This is a genomic window from Bacillus sp. GM2 (genome assembly GCF_056155945.1).
This window is the reverse complement of record NZ_JBRKSZ010000007.1, coordinates 14,261-35,949: the sequence shown is the minus strand read 5'-3', so window position 1 is coordinate 35,949 and position 21,689 is coordinate 14,261. Positions and strand designations below refer to the sequence as shown.

At 49.5% G+C, this 21,689-nt stretch carries 21 protein-coding genes; 2 read left to right on the top strand and 19 right to left on the bottom strand.

Annotation, left to right across the window (positions count from 1 at the left end; all coding sequences use genetic code 11):
• The 6 genes from ACVC9U_RS00935 to lutR all read right to left on the bottom strand — a co-directional run bounded on the left by ACVC9U_RS00935 (position 1) and on the right by lutR (position 5,736).
• On the bottom strand, positions 1–927 hold the full coding sequence (locus ACVC9U_RS00935) for an ABC transporter ATP-binding protein (RefSeq protein ID WP_075751439.1): 927 nt from the start codon (positions 925–927) through the stop codon (positions 1–3).
• A complete protein-coding gene (locus ACVC9U_RS00930) occupies positions 927–1,616 on the bottom strand; it encodes an ABC transporter permease subunit (protein ID WP_075751440.1) in 690 nt (229 codons plus the stop codon). Before ACVC9U_RS00930 ends, ACVC9U_RS00935 begins: the two co-directional genes overlap by 1 nt.
• Before the next feature lie 324 nt (positions 1,617–1,940).
• A complete protein-coding gene (locus ACVC9U_RS00925; protein WP_441390039.1) occupies positions 1,941–2,663 on the bottom strand; it encodes a LutC/YkgG family protein in 723 nt (240 codons plus the stop codon).
• A complete protein-coding gene (locus ACVC9U_RS00920; protein WP_003185481.1) occupies positions 2,660–4,093 on the bottom strand; it encodes a LutB/LldF family L-lactate oxidation iron-sulfur protein in 1,434 nt (477 codons plus the stop codon). The genes ACVC9U_RS00925 and ACVC9U_RS00920 overlap by 4 nt, the downstream gene beginning before the upstream one ends.
• Positions 4,094–4,136: 43 nt before the next feature.
• Positions 4,137–4,853 carry a (Fe-S)-binding protein gene (locus ACVC9U_RS00915; protein WP_009329616.1) on the bottom strand — a complete coding sequence of 239 codons (717 nt, stop codon included), beginning with the start codon at positions 4,851–4,853 and terminating at the stop codon, positions 4,137–4,139.
• Positions 4,854–4,995: 142 nt separating this feature from the next.
• The gene (gene lutR, locus ACVC9U_RS00910) at positions 4,996–5,736 is read right to left on the bottom strand and encodes an L-lactate utilization/bacilysin biosynthesis transcriptional regulator LutR (RefSeq protein WP_003185485.1); all 741 of its coding nucleotides are present in this window, start codon (positions 5,734–5,736) and stop codon (positions 4,996–4,998) included.
• Positions 5,737–5,943: 207 nt separating this feature from the next.
• Between lutR and lutP the strand changes: the two genes are divergently transcribed.
• Positions 5,944–7,635, top strand: a complete 1,692-nt coding sequence (gene lutP / locus ACVC9U_RS00905) for an L-lactate permease LutP (RefSeq protein ID WP_441390038.1) — start codon at positions 5,944–5,946, stop codon at positions 7,633–7,635.
• 33 nt (positions 7,636–7,668) lie between these two features.
• Here lutP and rpoN read toward each other — a convergent pair whose 3' ends face one another.
• On the bottom strand, positions 7,669–8,979 hold the full coding sequence (rpoN, locus tag ACVC9U_RS00900) for an RNA polymerase factor sigma-54 (RefSeq protein WP_441390037.1): 1,311 nt from the start codon (positions 8,977–8,979) through the stop codon (positions 7,669–7,671).
• 73 nt (positions 8,980–9,052) lie between these two features.
• On the opposite strand from rpoN, the gene yvfG reads away from it, so the two are divergent.
• Positions 9,053–9,268: a protein YvfG gene (gene yvfG, locus ACVC9U_RS00895; RefSeq protein WP_075751446.1), complete on the top strand. Its 216-nt coding sequence runs from the start codon at positions 9,053–9,055 to the stop codon at positions 9,266–9,268.
• 15 nt (positions 9,269–9,283) lie between these two features.
• Here yvfG and ACVC9U_RS00890 read toward each other — a convergent pair whose 3' ends face one another.
• Genes ACVC9U_RS00890 through ACVC9U_RS00835 form a run of 12 tightly spaced genes read right to left on the bottom strand, consistent with a single transcriptional unit; the run spans position 9,284 to position 21,687 of the window.
• On the bottom strand, positions 9,284–10,261 hold the full coding sequence (locus ACVC9U_RS00890) for a polysaccharide pyruvyl transferase family protein (RefSeq protein WP_075751447.1): 978 nt from the start codon (positions 10,259–10,261) through the stop codon (positions 9,284–9,286).
• A 10-nt stretch (positions 10,262–10,271) separates the two neighbouring features.
• On the bottom strand, positions 10,272–11,417 hold the full coding sequence (locus ACVC9U_RS00885) for a DegT/DnrJ/EryC1/StrS family aminotransferase (RefSeq protein WP_075751448.1): 1,146 nt from the start codon (positions 11,415–11,417) through the stop codon (positions 10,272–10,274).
• Positions 11,404–12,069, bottom strand: a complete 666-nt coding sequence (locus tag ACVC9U_RS00880; RefSeq protein ID WP_441390036.1) for an acetyltransferase — start codon at positions 12,067–12,069, stop codon at positions 11,404–11,406. Before ACVC9U_RS00880 ends, ACVC9U_RS00885 begins: the two co-directional genes overlap by 14 nt.
• Positions 12,069–12,671, bottom strand: a complete 603-nt coding sequence (locus tag ACVC9U_RS00875) for a sugar transferase (protein WP_075751450.1) — start codon at positions 12,669–12,671, stop codon at positions 12,069–12,071. Before ACVC9U_RS00875 ends, ACVC9U_RS00880 begins: the two co-directional genes overlap by 1 nt.
• 20 nt (positions 12,672–12,691) lie before the next feature.
• Complete coding sequence (locus tag ACVC9U_RS00870; protein ID WP_441390035.1) at positions 12,692–14,248, bottom strand: MATE family efflux transporter; 1,557 nt, start codon at positions 14,246–14,248, stop codon at positions 12,692–12,694.
• Positions 14,245–15,264: a glycosyltransferase gene (locus ACVC9U_RS00865; protein ID WP_075751452.1), complete on the bottom strand. Its 1,020-nt coding sequence runs from the start codon at positions 15,262–15,264 to the stop codon at positions 14,245–14,247. The genes ACVC9U_RS00870 and ACVC9U_RS00865 overlap by 4 nt, the downstream gene beginning before the upstream one ends.
• Entirely contained in the window at positions 15,261–16,340 is a 1,080-nt protein-coding gene (locus ACVC9U_RS00860; protein WP_075751453.1) for a polysaccharide pyruvyl transferase family protein, read from the bottom strand. Before ACVC9U_RS00860 ends, ACVC9U_RS00865 begins: the two co-directional genes overlap by 4 nt.
• Positions 16,341–16,351: 11 nt before the next feature.
• A complete protein-coding gene (locus tag ACVC9U_RS00855; protein ID WP_075751454.1) occupies positions 16,352–17,383 on the bottom strand; it encodes a glycosyltransferase family 2 protein in 1,032 nt (343 codons plus the stop codon).
• Between the two features lie 55 nt (positions 17,384–17,438).
• Positions 17,439–18,542: an EpsG family protein gene (locus ACVC9U_RS00850; RefSeq protein WP_441390034.1), complete on the bottom strand. Its 1,104-nt coding sequence runs from the start codon at positions 18,540–18,542 to the stop codon at positions 17,439–17,441.
• 4 nt (positions 18,543–18,546) lie between these two features.
• Positions 18,547–19,707 carry a glycosyltransferase family 1 protein gene (locus ACVC9U_RS00845; protein WP_075751456.1) on the bottom strand — a complete coding sequence of 387 codons (1,161 nt, stop codon included), beginning with the start codon at positions 19,705–19,707 and terminating at the stop codon, positions 18,547–18,549.
• The gene (locus ACVC9U_RS00840; protein WP_075751457.1) at positions 19,700–20,542 is read right to left on the bottom strand and encodes a glycosyltransferase family 2 protein; all 843 of its coding nucleotides are present in this window, start codon (positions 20,540–20,542) and stop codon (positions 19,700–19,702) included. The genes ACVC9U_RS00845 and ACVC9U_RS00840 overlap by 8 nt, the downstream gene beginning before the upstream one ends.
• Positions 20,539–21,687: a glycosyltransferase family 4 protein gene (locus ACVC9U_RS00835; protein WP_441390033.1), complete on the bottom strand. Its 1,149-nt coding sequence runs from the start codon at positions 21,685–21,687 to the stop codon at positions 20,539–20,541. Before ACVC9U_RS00835 ends, ACVC9U_RS00840 begins: the two co-directional genes overlap by 4 nt.
• Positions 21,688–21,689: the final 2 nt, after the last annotated feature.

Here is a 21,689-nt window from a genome sequence, read left to right as displayed (position 1 = left end):
TCAAGAAACAACGCGTTCCTCCGAGCTGTCCATAAAGATGTCTTCAAGCGACGGTTCATCGACGTGAATTCTGTAGATTCCCACTTTGCAGTTCGTTAATACTCTGACAATGGCGGGAATTTTTTCTTCTGAATTGACGGTGATCGAAATCTCATGGTGATTGAATTGAACGTTTTCACCAGCTGACTCAAGAAAACGGTCGATCAGGCCGAAATGCTGCTCGGGAATATTCGAGTGACGAATGTGAACGCTTATGTTCGACATGAAATGCCTTCTTAATTCATCGAGGGTGCCTTCCATTAAAATGCAGCCGTTTTTCATGATCGCGATTCGTGTGCAAATTTTCTCTATCTCATGCAGGTTGTGTGACGTCATAAATATCGTCTTACCTTCTTTTTGCAAATCCATGATCAGCTTTTGAATGTGCAGGGCCGATTCGGCATCAACACCTGATGTCGGTTCATCCAAAAAGATGAGCTCAGGATCATGGATGATCGCCTGGGCGATGCCGAGCTTTTTTTTCATACCGAATGAATACGCACCCGCTTTTTTTTCAGCATGCTCAGTGAACCCGACTCTCTCTAAGATTTCTTCGCACCGCTCAGTCGATACGGCTCGTCCGTTCAGCTTTGCAAAATACTTCAAATGCCCGACTGCTGTCATTGAATCATAGAGGGTCAAATAATCGGGTAAAACGCCGATGCGATGCTTGACGTTTTCAATCGAAGCGTCATTTAACAGCAGAAAACTGCCGGCTGTCGGCTGGGTAATGCCTGTGATCATATTCATGAACGTAGATTTCCCCGCACCGTTGCGGCCGAGAAATCCGTAAATCTCTCCTTTTTCGACTTGGAGGTCGACATGGTTGACGACGGTTTTGGCCCCGTAGCTTTTCATCAGCCCTTTTGCCTCGATCACCACATTCATTATAAATCTCTCCTTTTAAACAAAACGATCGCACCGCACAGAACGATGGCGGCGTAGACAAAGTTGATGAAAACAAAAGAACCGCCCAGCACGGAGTAATAGTACGGCGTTAAATATTTAAACCAGGTGATCATGCCGTTCTCTGAATAAACAGCCCATAAGCTGACCGCGGGAAAGACGAGCGCAAACACGATTCCGAAAAACATGGACATGGCGGGCCTTGAAATCACGATCGAAAATAAAAGGTTCAAAGAGATTGCAGCTGTAAGAAACGCCATGCTGTCTGCATAACTCATCCATAAAAACTCTTTTGAGGCGATCATCACCAAGGTGTACGAAACGAGCATGCAGAAAAACCAAAACAGCCAGACGCCAAAAAACTTTCCCAGAATGATCTTGATCCGCGACGTTTTCGTCACAAGAAATCTGACCGTCCGGGCATGGACTTCGCGGTTGATCATGTCATGGGAAAGTCCAGCGATAAACAGGAAACCGAGAGCAAAAACGATAACCGCCGTTCCGATTGCGTTTGCATCGCTTCCTAAATCCAATTCGCTCACGAAGTCTGCAGGCGCCTGTTCGATCAATCCCGCAGTCTTATAGCTCACCCAAAACATAATAATAATGACAATAATCGACTTGATGCTTTTAAAAAGACTGATAAATTCATTCAGACATACCGCCCGCATACGAGTCACTCCTTCACTATTCTCCATTATAGTGAGTGAACATTATCGGGAAATAATCTTATCCTTAACATTACCTTAAATTTTAATAGACTGTTTCCTTCAAGGGTGTTTCCGAGAATCACAAATGAGATGCAAGCGGCTTGAACCAGCGGCAGAAATGGGGATGCAGAGCCGGAAATCCGATAAAAATACCATTTTAATATACTATTTATAACCGGCAAAAAAAGTAGAACGATGCGTTTAATCGGTATGCACCGGAATTGTCATATCGCATAATAAAAAAGATTAGCTCAGCATGAGGCTAATCTTTTTGTTATCGTCTTATTACCGGTCCGTCACGATAATATATGCCGCTTTTACCGGGCCGTGGACGCCGACTACAAGGTCCATTTCGATATCGGCTGAATTGCTCGGTCCAGTGACATAGTTGATGCAGGACGGGATGACGTCGCCGTCTGCAATCTTTTGTTTGATGATTGCGCTTGCTTGTGTCATCCGCGGGACGATGGTGCTTTTCGGGACGATCGCGATATATGTCGTCGGCAGCAAGCTGACGGAACGTCCTTTGTCTTTTGAGCTGAAGAGGACGACCGTTCCGGATTCAGCAAGCGTGATCTCGCTGAATGTCACGCCGATGTTAGCCTGTTCGGCTCGCTGGATGTTCTCATCTCCGGCCGCTGCATCCCATTCCCACACTTTCGTCCCTTCATTCGGCCACTTGTCCGTTAACAGGCCTGACAGTCCGTACTCTTTAAAACGGTCATCTTTCGGGATCATGACAGGCCCGCCTCCAAATCGCGCTGCTTGTTCATACAAGGCATCATGCAAGCCGATGACATCTGTTTCAATCAGCTCCGTGTGAATTTTCCGGCAGTGGTCCTTTAAGACGCCGACAAGCTCATCCTGTGTATAGCCTTGATATACCCTGTGCTGCGGCTGGTGGATATAATCGGGAACGGTGACGCCTGCAGAACGCCTGTTGCGGCCGAGCCTTTCAGCAATCCGGTTTAAAAAGCCGTTTTTGTTGTGGATTGTTCCGTTTGTCATTTGTCTTCCCCCTTCTCTTTCCGTCTGTCCTCAAACCAGTCGCGGAACCTTGACTTGTTCGGCGCGGGGAAGTCGCGTATCTGGGTCCACTGTTTTAACGGACCCGGTCCCTTCGTAATCTTGCCGTCTTCTTTAAACGGCTTCATGGCTGCCGGCGCCCATTTGGAGCCCATTTTGTAAAGGGATGGCGCAGAAGTTCCCAAGCCGAACGCTTTCATCGCCAGCTTTTCGGATATCGGCGCGCGCCCTTCTTTTTCAACGATGCGCTGCCTGTGCTTTAGAAGCAGCTCATGAAGCGGGATTTTCACCGGACATGCTTCAGAGCAAGCCGCACATAACGAAGATGCGTACGGCAGTTCTTTATAATCGTCATATCCGCCGAGCAGCGGCGACAATACAGCCCCGATCGGACCTGAATAGATCGAACCGTAAGAATGCCCGCCGACATGACGGTAAACGGGGCAGACATTGATGCAGGCCGCACAGCGGATGCATTGAAGGACGGACTGAAACTCCGTTCCGAGAATGTTGGAACGCCCGTTGTCAACGATGACGAGGTGAAACTCCTCCGGGCCGTCCGCTTCACCGGGCAGCCGCGGCCCTGTCAGCGCCGTGATATAGCTTGTCAGCCGCTGTCCGACCGCGCTTCTTGTGAGCATGCCGACGAGAACCTCAAACTCGTCGAATGAAGGGACGATCCGCTCCATCCCCATCACTGTAATCTGCGTCTTCGGAATGGTCGTGACGAGACGTCCGTTTCCCTCGTTTGTGACAAGGCTGACAGATCCCGTATCGGCAATCGCAAAATTGCAGCCCGTAATGCCGATGTCAGCCTCGAGAAATTTCTTTCTGAGCACGGCGCGCGCGTGCATGACAAGCTCTTCCGGCTTTTCGGTGTTGCGGTAGCCGATCCGCTCTTTGAAGACGTCGCGGATTTGCTCTTTGTTTTTATGCAAAGCAGGTGCGACGATATGTGACGGCGGATCATGATCATCGATTTGGAGGATGTATTCGCCCAAATCGGTTTCGACCACTTCGCAGCCGTCGCTTTCAAGTGCCTCGTTCATGTTGATTTCTTCGGTCACCATTGATTTTGATTTGACGATTTTTTTGCCGTTTTTCTTTTTCACGACATCGCGGATGTAGCCTGTCGCTTCTTCAGCCGTCTGCGCAAAGAAAACGTGCCCGCCTTTTTTGGCGACATTTTCGGCAAGCTGTTCTAGATAGTAATCCAGATTTTCCAGCACGTGCTGCCTGATTTCTTCGGCCAGAGACCGCCATTCTTCCCAGTTCCCGAGCTCTTTTGCCGCCTCAAGACGGCGCGCTCTCAAGCGCTCCTGCGCGCTTGAAACGGCCCCCCTCATAAACTCGTTGTCGAGCCCGTCTGACACGCGCTCTTTAAATTTCTGCGTTCCGATCTTCATTGCCATAACGAATGTCCCCCTCTATCTGTGAAATGACCGGATTGTCTGTTTATCTGCTGTTCAGCACTTCTGCGATATGCATGACTTCAATCGGCTTGTTCTTTCTCCCGATCCGCCCGCCGATATTCATCAAGCAGCCGCAGTCCGCCCCGATTAACACGTCGGCGGCTGTTTCTTCGACACACGCCACTTTCTCATCGACCATCTGTTCGGATATTTGCGACATCTTCACCGAGAAAGTGCCCCCGAATCCGCAGCAGTCGTGTTTGCGCGGCAGCGGCGTGAACTCCAGTCCCTTCACATGCCGAAGCAGCTTCATCGGCGCTTCCGTGACTCCCAAAAGCCTTGTCATATGGCATGACGTATGATAAGTCGCCTTTTTCTCGAGTGTCGCCCCGACGTCCTCAATCTTCAATACGTTGACGATAAAATCGGTCAGCTCATACGTTTTGTCAGCCAGCCGCTGCGCTTTTTCCGCCCAGGCCGGTTCATCCCGGAAAAGGTGCGGGTACTCTTTGAACATAAAAGCGCACGATCCTGAAGGGCTGACGACGTATTCAGCTGATTCAAACGTCTCAATCATCCGTCTCATCGCTTTTTTGGAATCTTTGACATAGCCGCTGTTGTACGCAGGCTGGCCGCAGCAGATCTGCCCTTCGGGAAAATCCACTTCACATCCGAGCCGCTCCAGCAGTTCAACAGTCGCTTTTCCGACATTTGACTGAAACATGTCAACCAAACACGTGATAAACAGTGATACTTTCATCTTGATCCCCTCTCCAACCCGATTAATCAGGTCATCTGATGACTTGGTTAGAAAACCCTCTTTCTCCATCTTACACCTTGGCAAAATTTTTTGAAAGGGGTTTCTTTTTCGTTTTCACTCAGGCCGTGCAGCTGACTGCTGCTTAAATAGCCGGCTCGTCGGCTTGTTTCGTTTCTTCAAAATATGAGGCCAGCACATTTTCCACATTTGTCAGATGATTGTGCATCGCTTGCTCCGCTTTTTGGCCGTCTTTTTCCTTCACAGCCTGATAGATGGCTTCGTGTTCCTCATAAAGGCGCTTAACAGTTGTATTCTTCGAGAACAGCCAAATTTTGCGCGTCTCCCTCATCGTCTCAATTAAGAGAGATGACACATGATTCATCAAGCCTTTCAGCAGATCGTTCTGCGAAGCGCCGGCAAGCGCAAGGTGAAACGCGAGGTCGGCTTTTTCGCCAAGTTCGCCGTTCCCGTCCGCCAGCTTCATATCCTCAAGTGCTTCCTGCATGCGTCCGAGATCATCCTCCGTGCGTTTTTGAGCCGCACTGGAAACTGCCCCGATTTCAAGTATTTTACGGACTTCGAGCAGTTCAGCGACATCTTTCTTTTTCATCAAAAGTGCAGCCGAAAGGGGGATGGAAATTTGCTCAGGCTCAAACCTTTTCACATACGTCCCTTCCCCCTGCTTCATTTCGACCATCCCCATCGCTTTTAACGCGGACAGCGCTTCCCTGACGGCCGAACGGCTGACCTGAAAGCTGTCGGCGAGCGCTTGGACGGAGTCAAGCTTGTCGCCGGGCTCAAGCTCTCCGCTTTTAATCGATTCAAGAAGCGCTTCCGCGACTTCTTCATATATTTTTTTCGTCTTGATTTGTTTGTATTTCAACTTTTTTCACCTCGTAACCAGACTGGGCATGATGCGCTATTTTTTATTATACCGTTCTTTCCGTCTGGAACATATAGACTTCGGCTCCATGCAAAAAAAGATTGTAATTTATGACATTGAGAAATATAATGCTAAATGATCAGTCTTATCATCATGTCATCAGATGACTAGATGAGGCTTTTTTGACGAACAAAGGGGGAATTGGAGATGGGATGGACGCAAGATTATACTCCGCTGGGGAACAGTTTGCTGCTCTCTTCGCTTGCAGCGCTTATACCGATTTTGTATTTTTTCTGGGCTCTGGCAATCAAAAGAATGAAAGGGCATACAGCAGGCTTGACGACTTTGCTGATCGCACTCGTGCTGGCCGTTTTCGTATACGGCATGCCCGCTCAGCAGGCTGTGATGTCGGCTTCGCAAGGCGCGGTTTACGGGCTGCTGCCGATCGGCTGGATTATCGTGACTTCAGTTTTTTTGTACAAGCTTACGGTGAAAACCGGCCAATTTGAAATCATCAGGAGTTCGGTATTGTCGATCACAGATGACCGCCGTTTGCAAGCACTTTTGATAGCGTTTTCATTCGGGGCGTTTTTAGAAGGATCGGCAGGCTTCGGCGCCCCCGTCGCGATCTCGGCCGCATTGCTTGTCGGCCTCGGCTTCAATCCGTTGTACGCGGCGGGCATATGCCTGATCGCCAACACGGCGCCTGTCGCTTTCGGGGCGATCGGCATCCCGATTATCGCGGTTGAAGGGCCGACGGGGATTCCTGCGATGGACATTTCAAAAATGGTCGGACGCCAGCTGCCGTTTTTATCTGTATTTATTCCGTTTTATTTGATTATCATCATGAGCGGCTTGAAAAGGGCTTGGGAAGTGCTGCCGGCGATTCTCGTGTCGGGTGTCTCTTTTGCCGTTACGCAGTATGTAAGCTCAAACTTTCTGGGGCCTGAGCTCCCAGATATTTTGTCAGCCATCGTATCGCTTATCGCGCTCGCTGTATTCTTAAAATTTTGGAAACCGAAAACGACATTCAGATTTTCACATGAAAAGGAAATGGCCGCTGCCGCGGAGGCGCAGCAGCTTGAACATCAAAAGGCCTCATACTCGGCGGGGCAGATTTTCAAGGCGTGGACACCGTTTTTGCTGCTCACGGCAATGGTCTCCATCTGGGGAATTCCAGCTGTCAAACAGGCGCTGACAGGCCATTACGAAGGGTCAAATCCATTGCTGCTGTTCATCAATGACATCGGCGGCAGGCTGACGTTCGCGCCCGGTGTGCCTTTTTTGCACAATCAAATTCTCGATGGCTCCGGAAAACCGCTTGAAGCTCTTTATAAACTTGATCTCGCCGGATCGGCGGGAACGGCGATCCTGATTGCCGCCGTACTGACAAAGTTTGTCACAGGCATGCCTTGGAAAGAATGGGTCGCCGTGTTTACAGATTCGCTGAAAGAGCTCGGCAAGCCGATATTAACGATCGCTTCCGTCGTCGGTTTTGCCTATGTCACCAACTCTTCGGGCATGAGCACAACACTTGGCATGTCACTTGCGATGACGGGTTCAATGTTCGCATTCTTTTCTCCCGTTCTCGGCTGGCTCGGCGTCTTTATAACCGGTTCAGATACGTCGGCCAATTTGCTGTTCGGCAGTCTGCAAAAAGTGACAGCACAGTCGGTCGGAATGGAGCCGGTACTGTCTGTGGCGGCCAACTCTTCGGGCGGCGTCACAGGAAAGATGATCTCTCCGCAGTCGATTGCGGTCGCCTGCGCAGCCGTCGGACTGGCAGGAAAGGAATCCGACTTGCTGCGCTTTACACTGAAACACAGTCTGTTTCTTCTTTTCCTCGTTTGCATGATCACTTTCCTGCAGCATCATCTGTTTTCGTGGATGATCCCGTAAAAAAGCCGCCGGCGATCGTGCCGGACGGCTTCTTTATTGATATCTCTTTCTTACAGACGAAGGCAGTATATTGAGCTGATCACGGTATTTGGCGACGGTCCGCCTCGATATGACAACGCCGTGCTTTTCGTTTAAAAGGTCGGCCAGTTTCTGATCTGAAAGCGGTTTCATTTTATCTTCTTCATCGATCAGCCGGCGCAGATGCGCTTTGACTGTGTGACTTGACGCATGCCCGTCAGCGGCGTCCTTTACCTTCGCCGAAAAAAACTGTTTAAGCTCGCACAGCTCAAAAGGCGTCTGCACGATTTTCCCTTTGACTGCGCGGCTTACAGTTGATTCGTGAACACCGAGGGCATCGGCGACCTCTTTTAATGTGAGCGGCTTCAGTTCGTCTTTCCCTTTTAAAAAATAATCTTTTTGACGCACCATAATTTCCGCCATCACCCTCCGCATCGTTTCCCGTCTTTGCCTGAGGGCATTGTCGAGCCATTTCCACTGCTTGAACTTATCAGAGATATAAGCGGTCGCCTCGTCTTTTGACTGGCGCTCTAAAAACGGCTCGTAAAACGCGTTAAGCTGGATATCGGGAAAAGAACGGCTGCTGAGCTCAAGCACCAATTTTCCATCCTCGGCTGAAATGATGACATCAGGCTCGATATAGACTCCGCCTTCATCCGTGCCATACATCAATCCGGGACGCGGCGACAGCCCTGCGACAAGGTCTTGTATGTCCTGAAGCTCTGAGAGCGAAAGGCCCGCTCTCTCAGACAGCTCTTTCCATCCTTTTTTGGCAAACAGATCAAAGTATAGGGAAATGACTTTCTCCGCTTTTGCCGTCTCCTTTGGCAGACGCTCTAATTGGATCAGGATGCATTCCTGAAGCGACCGCGCTCCGATGCCTGCCGGATCAAGAGTCTGCAGCTTGCCCAAGACTTCTTCCGCTTCTTCTCTGGTGACAGCCAGCTCGGAAGCGATAAAGGCGATGTCTTCTGTCACATATCCGTTTGGATCAAGGGATTCGACCAAATAGCTGAAAATCCGCTTTTCCCGGCTTGACAGCCGGAGATCGAGCGCCTGCTGTTTCAAGACACTTTTGACATCTTCACGTGAATGCGCCGTCTCAGAGCGGCTCATTCCTTCATTTTGCAAATGACGATTCGTTTTATGGTAAAATGATCGGGGAATATCGGGGTCTTTTCGTTCGATCAGGGGGTTTTCTAATGAGAGTTCGTCAATCCGGCTGTTCAGCTCGGCCGACGAATACTGAAGCATATGAATGGCTTGGGCAAGCCCTTGCGTCAAGTGAAGTTTTGCCGTTTGCTGCTGCTGTACATGCAAGTTCATCAAATCTCCCCTCCCACTATTAGTTTACACGATCGGTTCCGTACCGTATAGACTTAAAAAAGGAGTGTTACCATTGACAGAACTTTTCTCTGTGCCCTATTTCATAGAAAATTTTAAAACCCATATTGAAATGCATCCAAATGAGGATAAAATCCAGGCGATGAACAGCTACTACCGTTCAGTCGTGTCAACGCTTGTCCAAGACCAGCTGACAAAAAACGCGGTCGTCTTAAAACGGATTCAGCATTTGGATGAAGCCTACAACAAAGTAAAGCGCGAAGAAGCATAGCAGAAAAACCGCCTGTCATACATGAACAGGCGGTTTTTCTGCTTCTTCCGGCTTGTTTTGAATCAGTTTTGTACTCGGGATATCCTTCATCCATGTGTTGTAGTAATTTGCGTTTTTTCCGTAGGAGTTGTCAATCACTACGTTTTCTTTTCCGAGCAGGCACGATAAGATGTGGCCGTGCAGCCTAGAAGTAACGACTGATTCATAGCGGTTGAAAAAACGGATTGATTTGTCGACGAGGCTGTCCGAATAGCGTTTCCAATAAGAAGCGATCGGCAGCGGATTGCCGGCTTTTTTATTGAGGACATTGATCGTCTGCAAGCGTTTGATTCCGCGTTTGTCGCCTTCTGACAAGATGACGTTCCAATCGTACGTATCCGGCTCCCCTGTTTTCTGCAGGCTGCTGTTTGCTTCTTTGTCGGTTCTGATCAACCGCAGAACGGACTCAGAAGGCTTTTCGGCAGGTGCCGCGATCGGCCAGAGCTGGTGCGCCATATCGGGCATCATTCTGATGTTTTTCACCCCTTCGAAATGCTTGAGGGCAAATTCGAAGGATGCCTTTTCCCGCGTGAATAAGTGCAGATCCGGGTGAGCCGCCAAAATGCCGCACGTTTTTTTTGCATTTTCTTCATGTTCATAATAAATCGACTGCGGCAGAATGACGATCCGGTGGTCCGGGTAATGTTCGACCACCCGTTCCCTGAACTGCTGAAAGTGAGGGTACAAATCGCCGAAATTGCCGCCCCCCTGACAAACAATGATGGCGTCCTTTGGAATGCGGCGGCCCGGAATGAAATTCTCTGCATTCCATCTTTCGCGCACCTTGATGCCGTATGCTTCAAAAAAAGCTTCCGTTCCTTTCATGATCAATAGGTCCCCGACGTTTCCGTAGAGCGGGTAGTCCAAGTAAACGACTGATGAATGCCTTGGAATGACATCCAAAATTTCTGCCAGCTTATGCTTTAAGCTGTCCATGGAATATGTAATCGCCATGTTTAGCACCTCATTTATATTTAATCCGGTCGGCCACGATTTGAATCACCCGATCCTGCTCTTTTCGCGTCATACTTGATCCTGACGGCAGGCAGAGCCCGCGCTGAAATAGGTCGCAGCAGACAGAGCCTTGGTCATCGTGCGGATAAAAGGCCGCGCCTTTAAAAAGGGGCTGTCTGTGCAACGGCTTCCATAACGGCCGGGCTTCTATGTTTTCATTTGCGAGCTGTTCAATGATGTCCGCCGGTGTTGTTTGAATCTTTGCTGTATCAAACGTTAATGTCGTGAGCCAGCGGTTTGACATGCCGGCTTCAGGCATGAATTCTATACCTTCGATACCGGAGAGCGCCTCCTGATAGCGCTCGAAGATCGCCCGTCTGGCGTGTACCCTGTCATCCAGGACGGCGAGCTGAGCGATGCCGATTCCGGCCAGGACATTGCTCATCCGGTAATTGTAGCCCGCTTTTTCATGCTGATAATGAATGGCGGGCTCGCGCGCCTGAGTTGCTAAAAAGCGCGCCTTCTTCAAAGCGTCTTCATCATCGCTGACAAGCATTCCTCCGCCTGATGTGGTGATGATTTTGTTACCGTTGAACGAATAAATGCCGAAGCGTCCGAAGGTTCCGCTTTTTCTGCCCTTATAAACAGAACCGAGCGATTCGGCCGCATCTTCAATAACAGGGACGGCAAATCGATCGCAAATCGCCATAATCTCGTCCATTTTCGCGCTTTGGCCGTACAAGTTGACGACGATGACGGCTTTCGGAAGATTCCTGGCCCGCTCTGCTTCGTCGAGCGCCCGTTCAAGCGCCTCGGGCGACATGTTCCATGTATCCCGTTCAGAATCGATGAAAACCGGATCAGCCTGCTCATATATAATCGGATTGGCGCTCGCTACAAACGTAAAGGAAGAACAGAACACCGTATCGCCTTTGCCAACGCCGAGCAATTTCAACGCCAGGTGGATTGCGGCTGTTCCTGAGCCGACTGCCGCGGCACCGGACGTCCCCGCATAGGCGGCAAGCTTTTCTTCGAATGTATCGACAAGGGGACCGAGCGGCGCGATCCAGTTTGTCCGAAACGCTTCGGCTACATAGCGCTCTTCGTCTCCGCTCATGTGCGGCGGGGATAAATAAATTCGCTTATTCTGACTCATGTTTTTCACCCTTTTTGCTGCTGTGATATTTAATTTTTCTTGCAGGGACTCCGACAGCGGTACAATCATCAGGAATGTCGTGAATTACGGATGATCCCGCTCCCGTCACGCTCCAGCGGCCGATTGTCTTTCCGGGAATGACCGCCGTTCCCGCTCCGAGATGAGCGCCTTCCATAACTGTCACGCCGCCAGTTAACACCGTTCCCGGCGAAAGATGAACGTAATCGCCGATCCGGTTGTCATGTTCGACGATCGCACCTGTGTTGACAATCGTGTGGATGCCGATGTGGGCATCCGCTTGGATAACGCTCGACGCCATGACAACGGCGCCGTTTTGAATCCGGGCCGAACCGCTGATCACGGCGGACGGATGAATCAAAACCGCATACCGGTCAAACGGAAGGCCGAGGCGTTCATACAGCCGCTTTCTGATGCCGTTTTGACCGACAGCTAAGACGAACTTCGCGTCCGGATGCAATCGCGCAAGTTCTTCTGCGGCGCCTGAAGGCCCGCGATACAGACCGTTCTCGACATGAAGCTCTGCATACCGGTCATCGAGAATACCGGCAAGCGCCGTATCGGGCCGCGCTATTACAAGATCCCGAACGACTTTCCCATGGCCGCCGGCTCCGATGATCACCACATTTTGCATCAGGCATTCCTTCTCCCAGTAAATTTTTCTGCTGTCACATGCCGGTCCTGGCTGACGCCTTCCGACTTCAAGACTTTTACGACAGTCAACAAAAGGATTTTGAGATCAAGCAAAAAAGAACGATGGTCCACATACCAGACATCAAGTTCAAATTTTTCCTCCCATGTCACTTTATTTCTCCCGTTGATCTGCGCCCAGCCCGTGATGCCCGGCTTGACCTCATGCCGTCTCCACTGCCGCTTCGTATAGAGGGGAATATACTCCATCAAAAGCGGCCGCGGCCCGACAAGGCTGAGGTCTCCTTTGATGACGTTGATCAGCTGCGGCAATTCGTCAAGGCTCGTTTTTCTGATCAGCTGCCCCGTCTTTGTCAGCCGTTTTTCATCGCTTAGCAGATTGCCTGCTTCATCTCTTTCATCAGTCATTGTTCTGAATTTATATAATGTAAAAGGCTCGCCATTCAGCCCCGGACGGGTTTGGCGAAATAAAACAGGCGAGCCGATTTTCCATCTGATAAGGCAAGCTGTCAGGATCATGGCCGGACTGAGCGCGACCAGCAAAATAACCGACAATGCAAGATCGAAAAACCGTTTCGCTAGCACGAAAAACGCACCCCTTTCTTTTATTTAAAAAATCCCTTTTGAAATGGTAAGGATAAAGAGCATCGAAATGCTTGCAGCCTTGTTGTGACAATATGCCGTTCCGCTTTCGTCAACATGACGAAATAGGCAAACAGGCCGTATGCCCCCGTCGCAGCAAGCGCCGTGACAAACAGGGACAGCAGGCTGCCGATTGCAAATAAGTATTGAAGAGCGTAACAGACAGCCAAGGTAAATGAAGCGCCGGCCACCGGCCCGTATATGCCTTTATAAAAAACCCTTTTTCTTTCACCCGTAATCTTTGACGCATAAATCGGAGTGAAGACGACATTTTTCAGCATTAAAGCTGCCGCTCCGGCCAGCGCTATTCCGTAAAGGCCGAATCCCGCCGGTCCGCTCAGCACGATGGCAAGCAGCAAATTGACAACGCCGAAGGCAACCGTTGTCAGTGCCGGTGTTCTCAGCTTGTTATAGGAGGTAAAGATATAAAACAGCGGCGCCGGGCTTAATGAAACAACCAAGTAACCCGCATGTATCAGTAAAAGCCATTTCAAATGTTCGAATGAAGGGCCGAGCCACAGCGACAGAAACGGGCCGGCAAGCCCGCCCAGAAGCGCAGCCGGCAAAGCGAGCAGAATGCCGTTAAACCTGACGGCCTGGTTGGCATAGCGGACGAGCCCTTCTTTGTCGCCTTTTGAATAATAGAATGTAATCGTAGGTAAAAATACGGCCGCAAGCGTTCCCGAAAGCGTCCGCAATAACAGCGGAAACTGAATGATCGCCGCGTACATGCCGGATTCGGAAACCCCCAGCATCACATTCGCCACCATTAAATCGATTTGCAGAAACAGCAGGACGCCGACTTGGCTGACGGAGCTCCACCCTCCCGCCTGAAGCAGTTTTTTGCACTTTGCAAACGACATATCCCTCACCCGAAACGTAAACCATGGGATCAATTTCTTAAAGAAAAAGATCGACAGGATACACGCCGAAGCGGTTGCGATAAGAGCGGCGAGCTGAATGTGCCAGATCTTCGGTGCAAACCACGCGAAAATCAACAATACGCTCAAGACGCGAATCAGCATTTGGACGGCCTGGATCGTGCTTGTAATATAGATTTTATTGGCAAAAAAAGGACCGGCGGCAAATCCCGACATCACAAAGGTCAATAAAAACAGCAGGCTCCCGATTAAAAGCGCGATCTGCACATCCCCCAAAAGACCGGCGGGAACGCGAATGATCTGATCGATAAAAAACACCGTGCCGCCAAGCGGAAAAAACAAGATGACCGAAAGCACCAGTGATGAAACGATGTAGGTATTCATATAGCCCCTCGCTTCATCAAGCGCCCCCCTGTGGGCGGAAACAGAAAAAAACCGGACAACGACCGCGCTCAAGGCGACCGTAATAATCGAAAAGTAATTGATCATATTCTGTGTGAGATGGACAAACCCAAACGCCTCAACACCGAGGTTCTTGATGACATAAGGCGTCAGCCACATCGAAAACAGCACCGATAATAAAAAAGACGCCACATTGGCGCCGAGATTCAAAACAAATGTCTTATTCAAAAGGCTCATCCCTTACTGGGCAGATTTCGTTTAAAAAACAATTCGAGCAGGATCGGAATATTCAGCTTGCATAGCAATAAAACGAGCCGTTGGCCGATTAAAAGATTGCGGTTGCGGAGAGACGTTGATTTGACGCACGACTGCACCATCCGGTAAGACAAAATGTCTTTAATGTGCCGCCTCACCTGCTTTGAAGGCTTCGGTTCCGCACAGGCATTGGCTAAAAGCATCGGAATTTGATGTTTGCATGTGTATGTTTCCAGATCGTCCGCACATTCATCCAAAAGCTGAAACGTCTCATAGAATCTCCTTTTCGCCCGGTACTGCCTTTTCAGGCTTTCATCCATGTACGGTTTAAACGGCACCTCCGTCAGGCTATCCGGATTGCATCTGTACATGTAGTAACCGTCATCGATCGCCCTCACCCGTTTGGCTGCATAAAAGGCGTACAAATTGAACGGCGAATCCTCTGCAAAACGAATGTCCTCAAAAAAGTACAGCTGGTTTTTCTTCAGCAGGTCGCGCCTGTACAAATTCCGCCACACATACCAGATGAAGCGGGTTTCGTGCGCCTTTTTGAGCTCGCGTTTAATATCCCAGCTCAACAAGAGGCGATCGGTCGGCAGCGGCGGCGGGAAATAGGTATCTTCCGCATCGGAATGTTTATGATACCCGCACATGACGATATCAAGCTCGTCTTTTTTGGCAGCAGCGTACATGTTTTCAAACATGGCAGGCAATACAAAATCATCGCCGTCGACAAATCCGACATAATCTCCTGTCGCAGCTTGAAGACCGGCATTTCTCGCCGAGCTCAATCCGCCGTTTTTTTTATGAATCACTTTCACTCTGGCATCCAGGCTGCAGTACTTTCTGGCTATCTCTCCTGATCTGTCGGGAGAGCCGTCATCGACAAGGATGATTTCAATATTTTTCAGCGTCTGCCTGCGCAGCGAATCGACGCATTCTTCTATATAATCTTCGACATTGTACATCGGAACAATGATACTGACGAATGGCTTCATTGGACATCACCCATAATTTTCTGTCTTAAATCTGTGAAATAATGCTCCCTTGACGGAGTCTCACGATACGAATCACCGGTCTTAATCAGCTCTTCGATTGCGCCGAGAACCTCTGCCGCATCGGGATTTTCCACAAGCTTCAGCGAAGGAACGCCTTTCAGCCAGCGAAAGCCTTCAAGCACCTTATGATCAAAAGAGCGGATCACAACGCACGGCGTTCCTGTAATCGCGCAAAAAATCATGCCGTGCAGCCTGTCTGTCACGACGACCTCCGCACCTCTCAGCTGATCCCAAAGCCGATTCAGCTCCTTCTCGCGGGACACGCGGCTGACCCTCCTGCCGATCGTCGTTGTAAAAGTTTGCACGCCGCCATATTCGTCGCCGACAGCCTTCAGCAGCTTTTCACGCTCTTCCGGTCTGAGAAAGCTTTCTTTATCCTCCCTTAAACAAACGAGCACACCATCTCTTTCAGACTGCTGTTCTTTCTTTAAATAAAGCACCATATCAGGCTGTTTCACAATCGTTTGCTTTGAAAAATGCCTTTTCATAAATTGATAGGTTGTATCATCGCGCGCCATCATAAACAGCCGGCGATGAGAGTTGTAGATTTTTTTCGCTCTTTTCAGCTCCTTTTTGCCGCGGGGCGTCTCGGAAAAGTGCGCGGTTGCCGGGAGCTGGACAATTTTATAATGCTTGAATGTTTTGATAATGAAGCGCCTAGTCCATTCCTCATTGCGGTACAAATCCCCCATGTTTCCTCCGCCGACGATGAACACCATATCCTCGGGGTGGCGGATGCGCATGAGCGCTTTTGCATGTTTGTAAATATCGTTGATGCCGATTTCAATTAATTCAAAATCGGGAAACTCGTTTTCTATGAATGTCCGGCTTGCCAGGGCAATCGCGTGATCTCCCAAATTATCATGGGACGGAATTAAAGTCAGAATGATCTTTTTCTTGCCTTTGTATTGATCGAAACGCCTTAAACCCGGCGTTCCCATCACATATTCAGAAGGATATTTCACCTTGAGCAAAAGCCATTCTGCAAGATTGATCTTCAGTTCCTGAAAGGTCATTTCCTCACCGCCTATTTCTTCATTCTGTGCTCGATCATTTTCTGGTAAATGGCTGCAAATCCATACACTGCCGGCATCAACCGCAAGCGAATCAGCATCAGGAGAAGCTTCTTCTTCGAATCGAATGCTGACATGTCCACCGCGGGGATTTTCCCCCTGAATTCCGGACAGGCGCATATGCTGCGGATATTTTTATATTTTTCTATTGAAGGGTTTTGGTTTCGGCTCTTGCATTCATTTAAAATACTGATGCAGCCGTGGTTGACGATAAAGACGTGCAGCGCCTCCTTTAAAGCCGGAAGCTCTCCGTGCTTTGTCAGGCAGTCGAGGTTCGCTTCATAAAGAGCGAGCCCGTCTTCAAACAGCCCCGCCTGATACTTTTGGACGATGGACGACAGATGGACCCTGTAATGATAAAGCGGCTTAGTCACGAACGCCGCCGTATTTGCATATAAAAGGCATCTGAAGCTGAAGTATTGATCTTCGATGTTTTCCAGCTCGTCGCGCAGCGGGAAAACGAGCTTATGCCGCTCAATCAGGCTCCGCCTGTAGAGCTTGTTCCAGGAAAAGCCGCTTACTTGACCCTTTAATAAATCTTTTATGAATGCCTCTTTCGGCTTTCCTTCATAGTTTTTCCCGATGTCCGGGCAGACCGTTTTTCCGGTATCCTGAATTTCGACGGCATAATCACAGATGACAAGGTCGGCATCCTCATCCTTCGCTTTTTCATACATAGATTGGCAATAGTCCGGCTCAATCCAGTCGTCGGAGTCGATAAATGCCAAGTACTCGCCTGACGCCGCTTCGATCCCTTTATTGCGGACAGCGCCGAGGCCCTGATTCTCCTGCTGAATCGTTTTGATGCGTCCGTCCTTTCGGGCGTAATGATCAATGATCTTCTGGCTTCCGTCCGTTGAACCGTCATTAACGATAATGATTTCGATATTTTTTAAGGTCTGGCTGATCAGCGACTGCAAACAATTCGGCAAAAAAGCTTCTGTATTATAAACAGCGACCAGTAGACTAACTGCTGGATTTTCCAATGTGATGACTCCTTTGTCGAAATTTTCACAAGACCTAAACGGCCTATTCCGCTATTCAACGTTCAAAAATCGTTCTGTACGGCAATACCGACGAGTCGAACGGCATGAGCATAAAGCTGTATAAGAAGTAACAGATCAAAATCAAAACATAAAGAAGCGCGTTTGATTTCGGTTCAAAAATCCGTACAAAATAAGGAACGAGAATCAGCTGATAGAGCCCGAAATAAATGTTGAACCTCGCAAAAATGACATCCTTTGTCGCCAAAATTCCGAACAGGAAACCGATCAGACAAAGGTTTACGATATAATCGACTTCGGGCCAGCGCTTTCTGAGCTGCTCCCTGAAGCAAAAGGCAAGTGCGAGCGGGAGAAGAAGAACGATGATTTTAATAACGTTCATGCCGTTTGTATTCTTCATCAGCCATTCTTCATAATGTCCGTATTGACTGTTTTCAAGCACGACAAGGAATACGGACAGAAATTTTTGATACAGAAAAGTCCCCGCCAAAAAGACGAGCATCAGGCACCAGAGGACAGGCGACCACGCTTTTCTTCTGACGATGAAATAAACCGGAATCATGATCAAAGCCGAAGAATGAAAAAGCGAACAGATCAGTACAACGATCATATAGCGCACCAGCTTCCCATCGATCAGATACCGCACCGCCCAAAACAGAATGGCCGCCGCCATGTATTGGCGAATGCCGTTAAACGAAGCATAATAGTGAAACATGCCGATAAACAGAAACATGCTCAATTCAAACGGCCTTCCATACACATAAAGCGTCTTGACAATATAGATATAGGTAATCGCGGCAACGACGGCAAACATGAGCGCCGGATCAGCTGAAATCTGGTTTAATATCCATAAGAGTGCCGTAAATCCGGGATCTGTCGACGACTTGTCTGTTCCGAAACCGAAAATCTCCCAAATGTTTCTGTATTTTCCGGCTAATTCGTAAAGCAGCATATAAGTGTGGTAATCCGTTCCGACCTTGTATCTTAAGCCGGCAACGATAATCAAAGACGCGAGCGGAACGACGGTGAGGAGCGCATTCGGACGGTAGCCCGTCGGCAGCCTGTGATCTTCCCTGCCGTACATTTTCGCAAACCATGACCAGATGAAAACAATCCCCATATTCAACATGTAAACAGCCATACACTCACTGTCCTTCTGCCGCGGAGATTGAATAGATGTCCATCAGTCTCGCCAAATTTGCTTTTGCATCATAGCCTCTCTCTGCCAGGCTTCTCTCAATCTCCGGCCATGCAGGCTTTTTCGCCTGAGCGGCACGGCTGATATCCTCAGCCCACCGTTCAAAGCCGGCATTTAAGCTGAGACGGGTCAGCAGGCCGAGTCCCAAATCGGTTTCCTCCGTAATATGGTCTGATACAATACAAGGAAGCCCTGAAGCCTGCGCTTCGACGAGTACGAGGGGGAGCCCTTCAAACAAAGACGGCATGGCAAATACATCAAACGTCTGCATGAGAGCCGGGATATCTTCGACGACGCCGAGAAACAGTATGTCGTCTTTTACACCGAGAGCGGCGGCTTTTTCTTCCATCTGTCTGCGCAGCGGACCGTCACCTGCGAACACCGCTTGAAAAGGCGTGCCCGATTTCTTAAAATGAGCGGCAAGCCCGAGCAGAAACGCATGGTTTTTCTGTTCAAAAAAACGGCCGACATGCCCGATCACCAATGCGTCTTCCTTGATGCCGAAGCTCTTTTTTGCATCCGTCTTTGAAACGCCGTTCGCTTCTTTGAAGCGGTCAAGTTCAATCCCGTTTTGCAAAAGATGGACCGCGTTTTCGCCCATCTTTTTTCCGCCGAATAAAAAACGCCCGGCATCTTTGCCGCAAGCACACAGAGCCGTAGCACTGGAGAAAATCAAACGGCGGAATGCGAGGAGCTGCCATGTATCCCAAAACCGGGGGTTAGGCTTCCAGGCCGTGTTGTGGGAATGGCAGACCCTGACCGGAACGCCGGCGAGCCTGGCCGCCAATGCGGCAAACCCCGTCTGAAAATCCGTATGGGCGTGCACTGCGGCATACGGCCCTTTCTCAACCAAAATCCTTCTGATGTTTTTGATGTAGGCGAGAGGACCCGAGCGCCCGATGCTCGGTACATAAAACACCCGGCCGCCGCGCGTGATGATCTCCGGATCATAATCGCACGTTTCTTCCCGGTGGGAAATAAAATCAAATTGAATATGCCGCCTGTCTGTATGGCGGTATATATTCATAATCATCGTCTCCGCTCCGCCGCGGTTCATTCCGCTTACGATGTGAAGCACCCGTTCTGGTCTCACGCTTCCGTCACTCATGTTTTACGACCCCTCCGCCTTCATTCATCAATCTTCTTTTATGATATCTGTTCATGATAAAAGGAGGCATAAGCCCCCTGATGATGGGTTTCATCGTATAAATATAGTCCGATAGCGGCAGCTTCAGCCGTCTGCAGGCGGCAAAGACGATAAACGCATTATCAATCGAGTAGCTGAGCTTTCTCCTTTTAAACGCCGATTCGTCTTCCCTTACTTTGTATAAGGCTTCCTGAAGGTTGTAGCCCGTGAAGCCCGCCTCAAAAAAACGAAGCCACAAATCGATATCTTCCATCCTTCTTGTTCTCCGGCCGACCCGATAGCCGTCCAGCGCCTCGTACACTTCCGCTCTCATCATGATCGTCGCATGGCAAAACGGCGTCCCTTTCGCCATGATTCTCGGCCCGGGAGAGGGAGGAAGCATTCTGATGCCTCTGATCCCGTTTTCGTCGAAGGCCATCATTCCGCTGCCGACGACATGATAATGAGATTGTGATTCGAGAAACGCGACCTGTTTTTCAAAACGCCTTGGCAAAGAGACGTCATCTCCGTCCTGGCGCGCGATATATTTCCCGCCGGCGTACCGGAGACAGTGGTTTAGCGAAGCTGCCAGCCGCTGATTCTTCTCGTTTTTGATCAGGTTGATCCTATCTGCGTAATGATCGGCATATCGCCTGGCAACAGCATATGTCCCATCTGTCGATGCATCGTCGCATATAATCAGTTCCCAATTTTTATAGGTTTGATTTAAAATCGACTCGATGCTCTCTGCGATCGTGTCCTCACAATTGTAGACTCCCATAATGACAGAAACTTTCGGCTTTTGACCCCCTGTCATCCTTTCAGCCTCCTTTCAACTGTTTCATGATCCATAAAGGAAGAGTAAATGCCCGCCATTTCTTTGACGGTGCGCTGCTGGGAAAAAGCGGCGGCCGTTCGTCTCCCCGCGTCCCCCATCTCTTTTCGCAAAGAAGGCAGGCGGTACAGCTGCAAAATCCGGTCGCTGAACGTTCCGGCGTCTCCCTGCGGAATCAAAAATCCGTTCACGCCCTCTTGAATGACTTCCCGGTGTCCGCGGTTGTCCGCTGCAACGGCGGGTTTACCTGCAGCCATTCCTTCCAGGAGGTTCATGCCGAGCCCTTCCCTGATGCTTGAAGCGACAGACACATCGGCAAGCTGAATCCATTCGTGGATGTTTTTTTGAAAACCGGCAAATGTGACGGTCGAAGAAACGCCTTTTTGTTCAGCGAGACTTCGGTATTTTTCTTCCATCTGCCCTTTACCTGCAAACACGAGCTTTAAGTTCGGGGCTCTGTCTTTTAAAGCAGCCGCCGTTTCGATGAGCAGCGCCTGGTTTTTATTCGCGTTCAGTTCCGCGGGATATATGAGAATAAAGTCGTCTTCTTTGAAACCGTATGTTTTCCTGAGCTGCATTTTCTCTGTTTCGCTGACAGGATGAAACCGCTCCGTATCGACGCCGATGCCGTGGATTTTTTCCGTCCGCAGCGCCTTGCGCAAGCCTTTTGCAAGGACGAAATCTTCTTCATTGATCGTAATCAGGCAATCGGTCAAAGCGGACAGCCCTTTTTCAATCGGATAATACAGCAGCCAATTCTTTAAAGGTGCACCTTGGCAAAAGTGAAAGCCGTGAGCGGTATAAATCACTTTCGTTCCCTCTTTTCTCTGTTTCCGGGCCGCAAGCCTTGCCAGCACGCCTCCCATCGGCGTGTGGCAATGAATGATGCTGTACCGGTTTTCGTCAATGATGCGCGCCAGCTCCCGATAGGCTGCGATATTGCTTGCATTCAGAGGAGAACGCCTGATGTCGATATCAAATTTTTTGTCTGTATAAGGCAGTGTCATATCTCCTTTTGCGGCGATATGAACGTTCCATCCCTGCTCTTTAAACCATTTTAAATATGGGAGGTGGAAGACCTTGAAATGGTAATCCACAGTAGCGCAAAACAAAACCGTTCTTGTCATGT

Coding starts and splice junctions, on each gene's coding strand:
- ACVC9U_RS00845 (WP_075751456.1), bottom strand. CDS start 19,707: ATGAGTGACGGAAGCGTGAGACCAGAACGGGTGCTTCACATCGTAAGC.
- lutP (WP_441390038.1), top strand. CDS start 5,944: ATGGGATGGACGCAAGATTATACTCCGCTGGGGAACAGTTTGCTGCTC.
- ACVC9U_RS00915 (WP_009329616.1), bottom strand. CDS start 4,853: ATGAAAGTATCACTGTTTATCACGTGTTTGGTTGACATGTTTCAGTCA.
- ACVC9U_RS00840 (WP_075751457.1), bottom strand. CDS start 20,542: ATGACAGGGGGTCAAAAGCCGAAAGTTTCTGTCATTATGGGAGTCTAC.
- ACVC9U_RS00865 (WP_075751452.1), bottom strand. CDS start 15,264: ATGAAGCCATTCGTCAGTATCATTGTTCCGATGTACAATGTCGAAGAT.
- ACVC9U_RS00890 (WP_075751447.1), bottom strand. CDS start 10,261: ATGGCGATTACATATTCCATGGACAGCTTAAAGCATAAGCTGGCAGAA.
- ACVC9U_RS00930 (WP_075751440.1), bottom strand. CDS start 1,616: ATGCGGGCGGTATGTCTGAATGAATTTATCAGTCTTTTTAAAAGCATC.
- ACVC9U_RS00835 (WP_441390033.1), bottom strand. CDS start 21,687: ATGACAAGAACGGTTTTGTTTTGCGCTACTGTGGATTACCATTTCAAG.
- ACVC9U_RS00860 (WP_075751453.1), bottom strand. CDS start 16,340: ATGACCTTTCAGGAACTGAAGATCAATCTTGCAGAATGGCTTTTGCTC.
- ACVC9U_RS00885 (WP_075751448.1), bottom strand. CDS start 11,417: ATGAGTCAGAATAAGCGAATTTATTTATCCCCGCCGCACATGAGCGGA.
- ACVC9U_RS00935 (WP_075751439.1), bottom strand. CDS start 927: ATGAATGTGGTGATCGAGGCAAAAGGGCTGATGAAAAGCTACGGGGCC.
- ACVC9U_RS00925 (WP_441390039.1), bottom strand. CDS start 2,663: ATGACAAACGGAACAATCCACAACAAAAACGGCTTTTTAAACCGGATT.
- ACVC9U_RS00920 (WP_003185481.1), bottom strand. CDS start 4,093: ATGGCAATGAAGATCGGAACGCAGAAATTTAAAGAGCGCGTGTCAGAC.
- ACVC9U_RS00850 (WP_441390034.1), bottom strand. CDS start 18,542: ATGGCTGTTTACATGTTGAATATGGGGATTGTTTTCATCTGGTCATGG.
- ACVC9U_RS00870 (WP_441390035.1), bottom strand. CDS start 14,248: ATGAGCCTTTTGAATAAGACATTTGTTTTGAATCTCGGCGCCAATGTG.
- ACVC9U_RS00880 (WP_441390036.1), bottom strand. CDS start 12,069: ATGCAAAATGTGGTGATCATCGGAGCCGGCGGCCATGGGAAAGTCGTT.
- rpoN (WP_441390037.1), bottom strand. CDS start 8,979: ATGAACTTGCATGTACAGCAGCAGCAAACGGCAAAACTTCACTTGACG.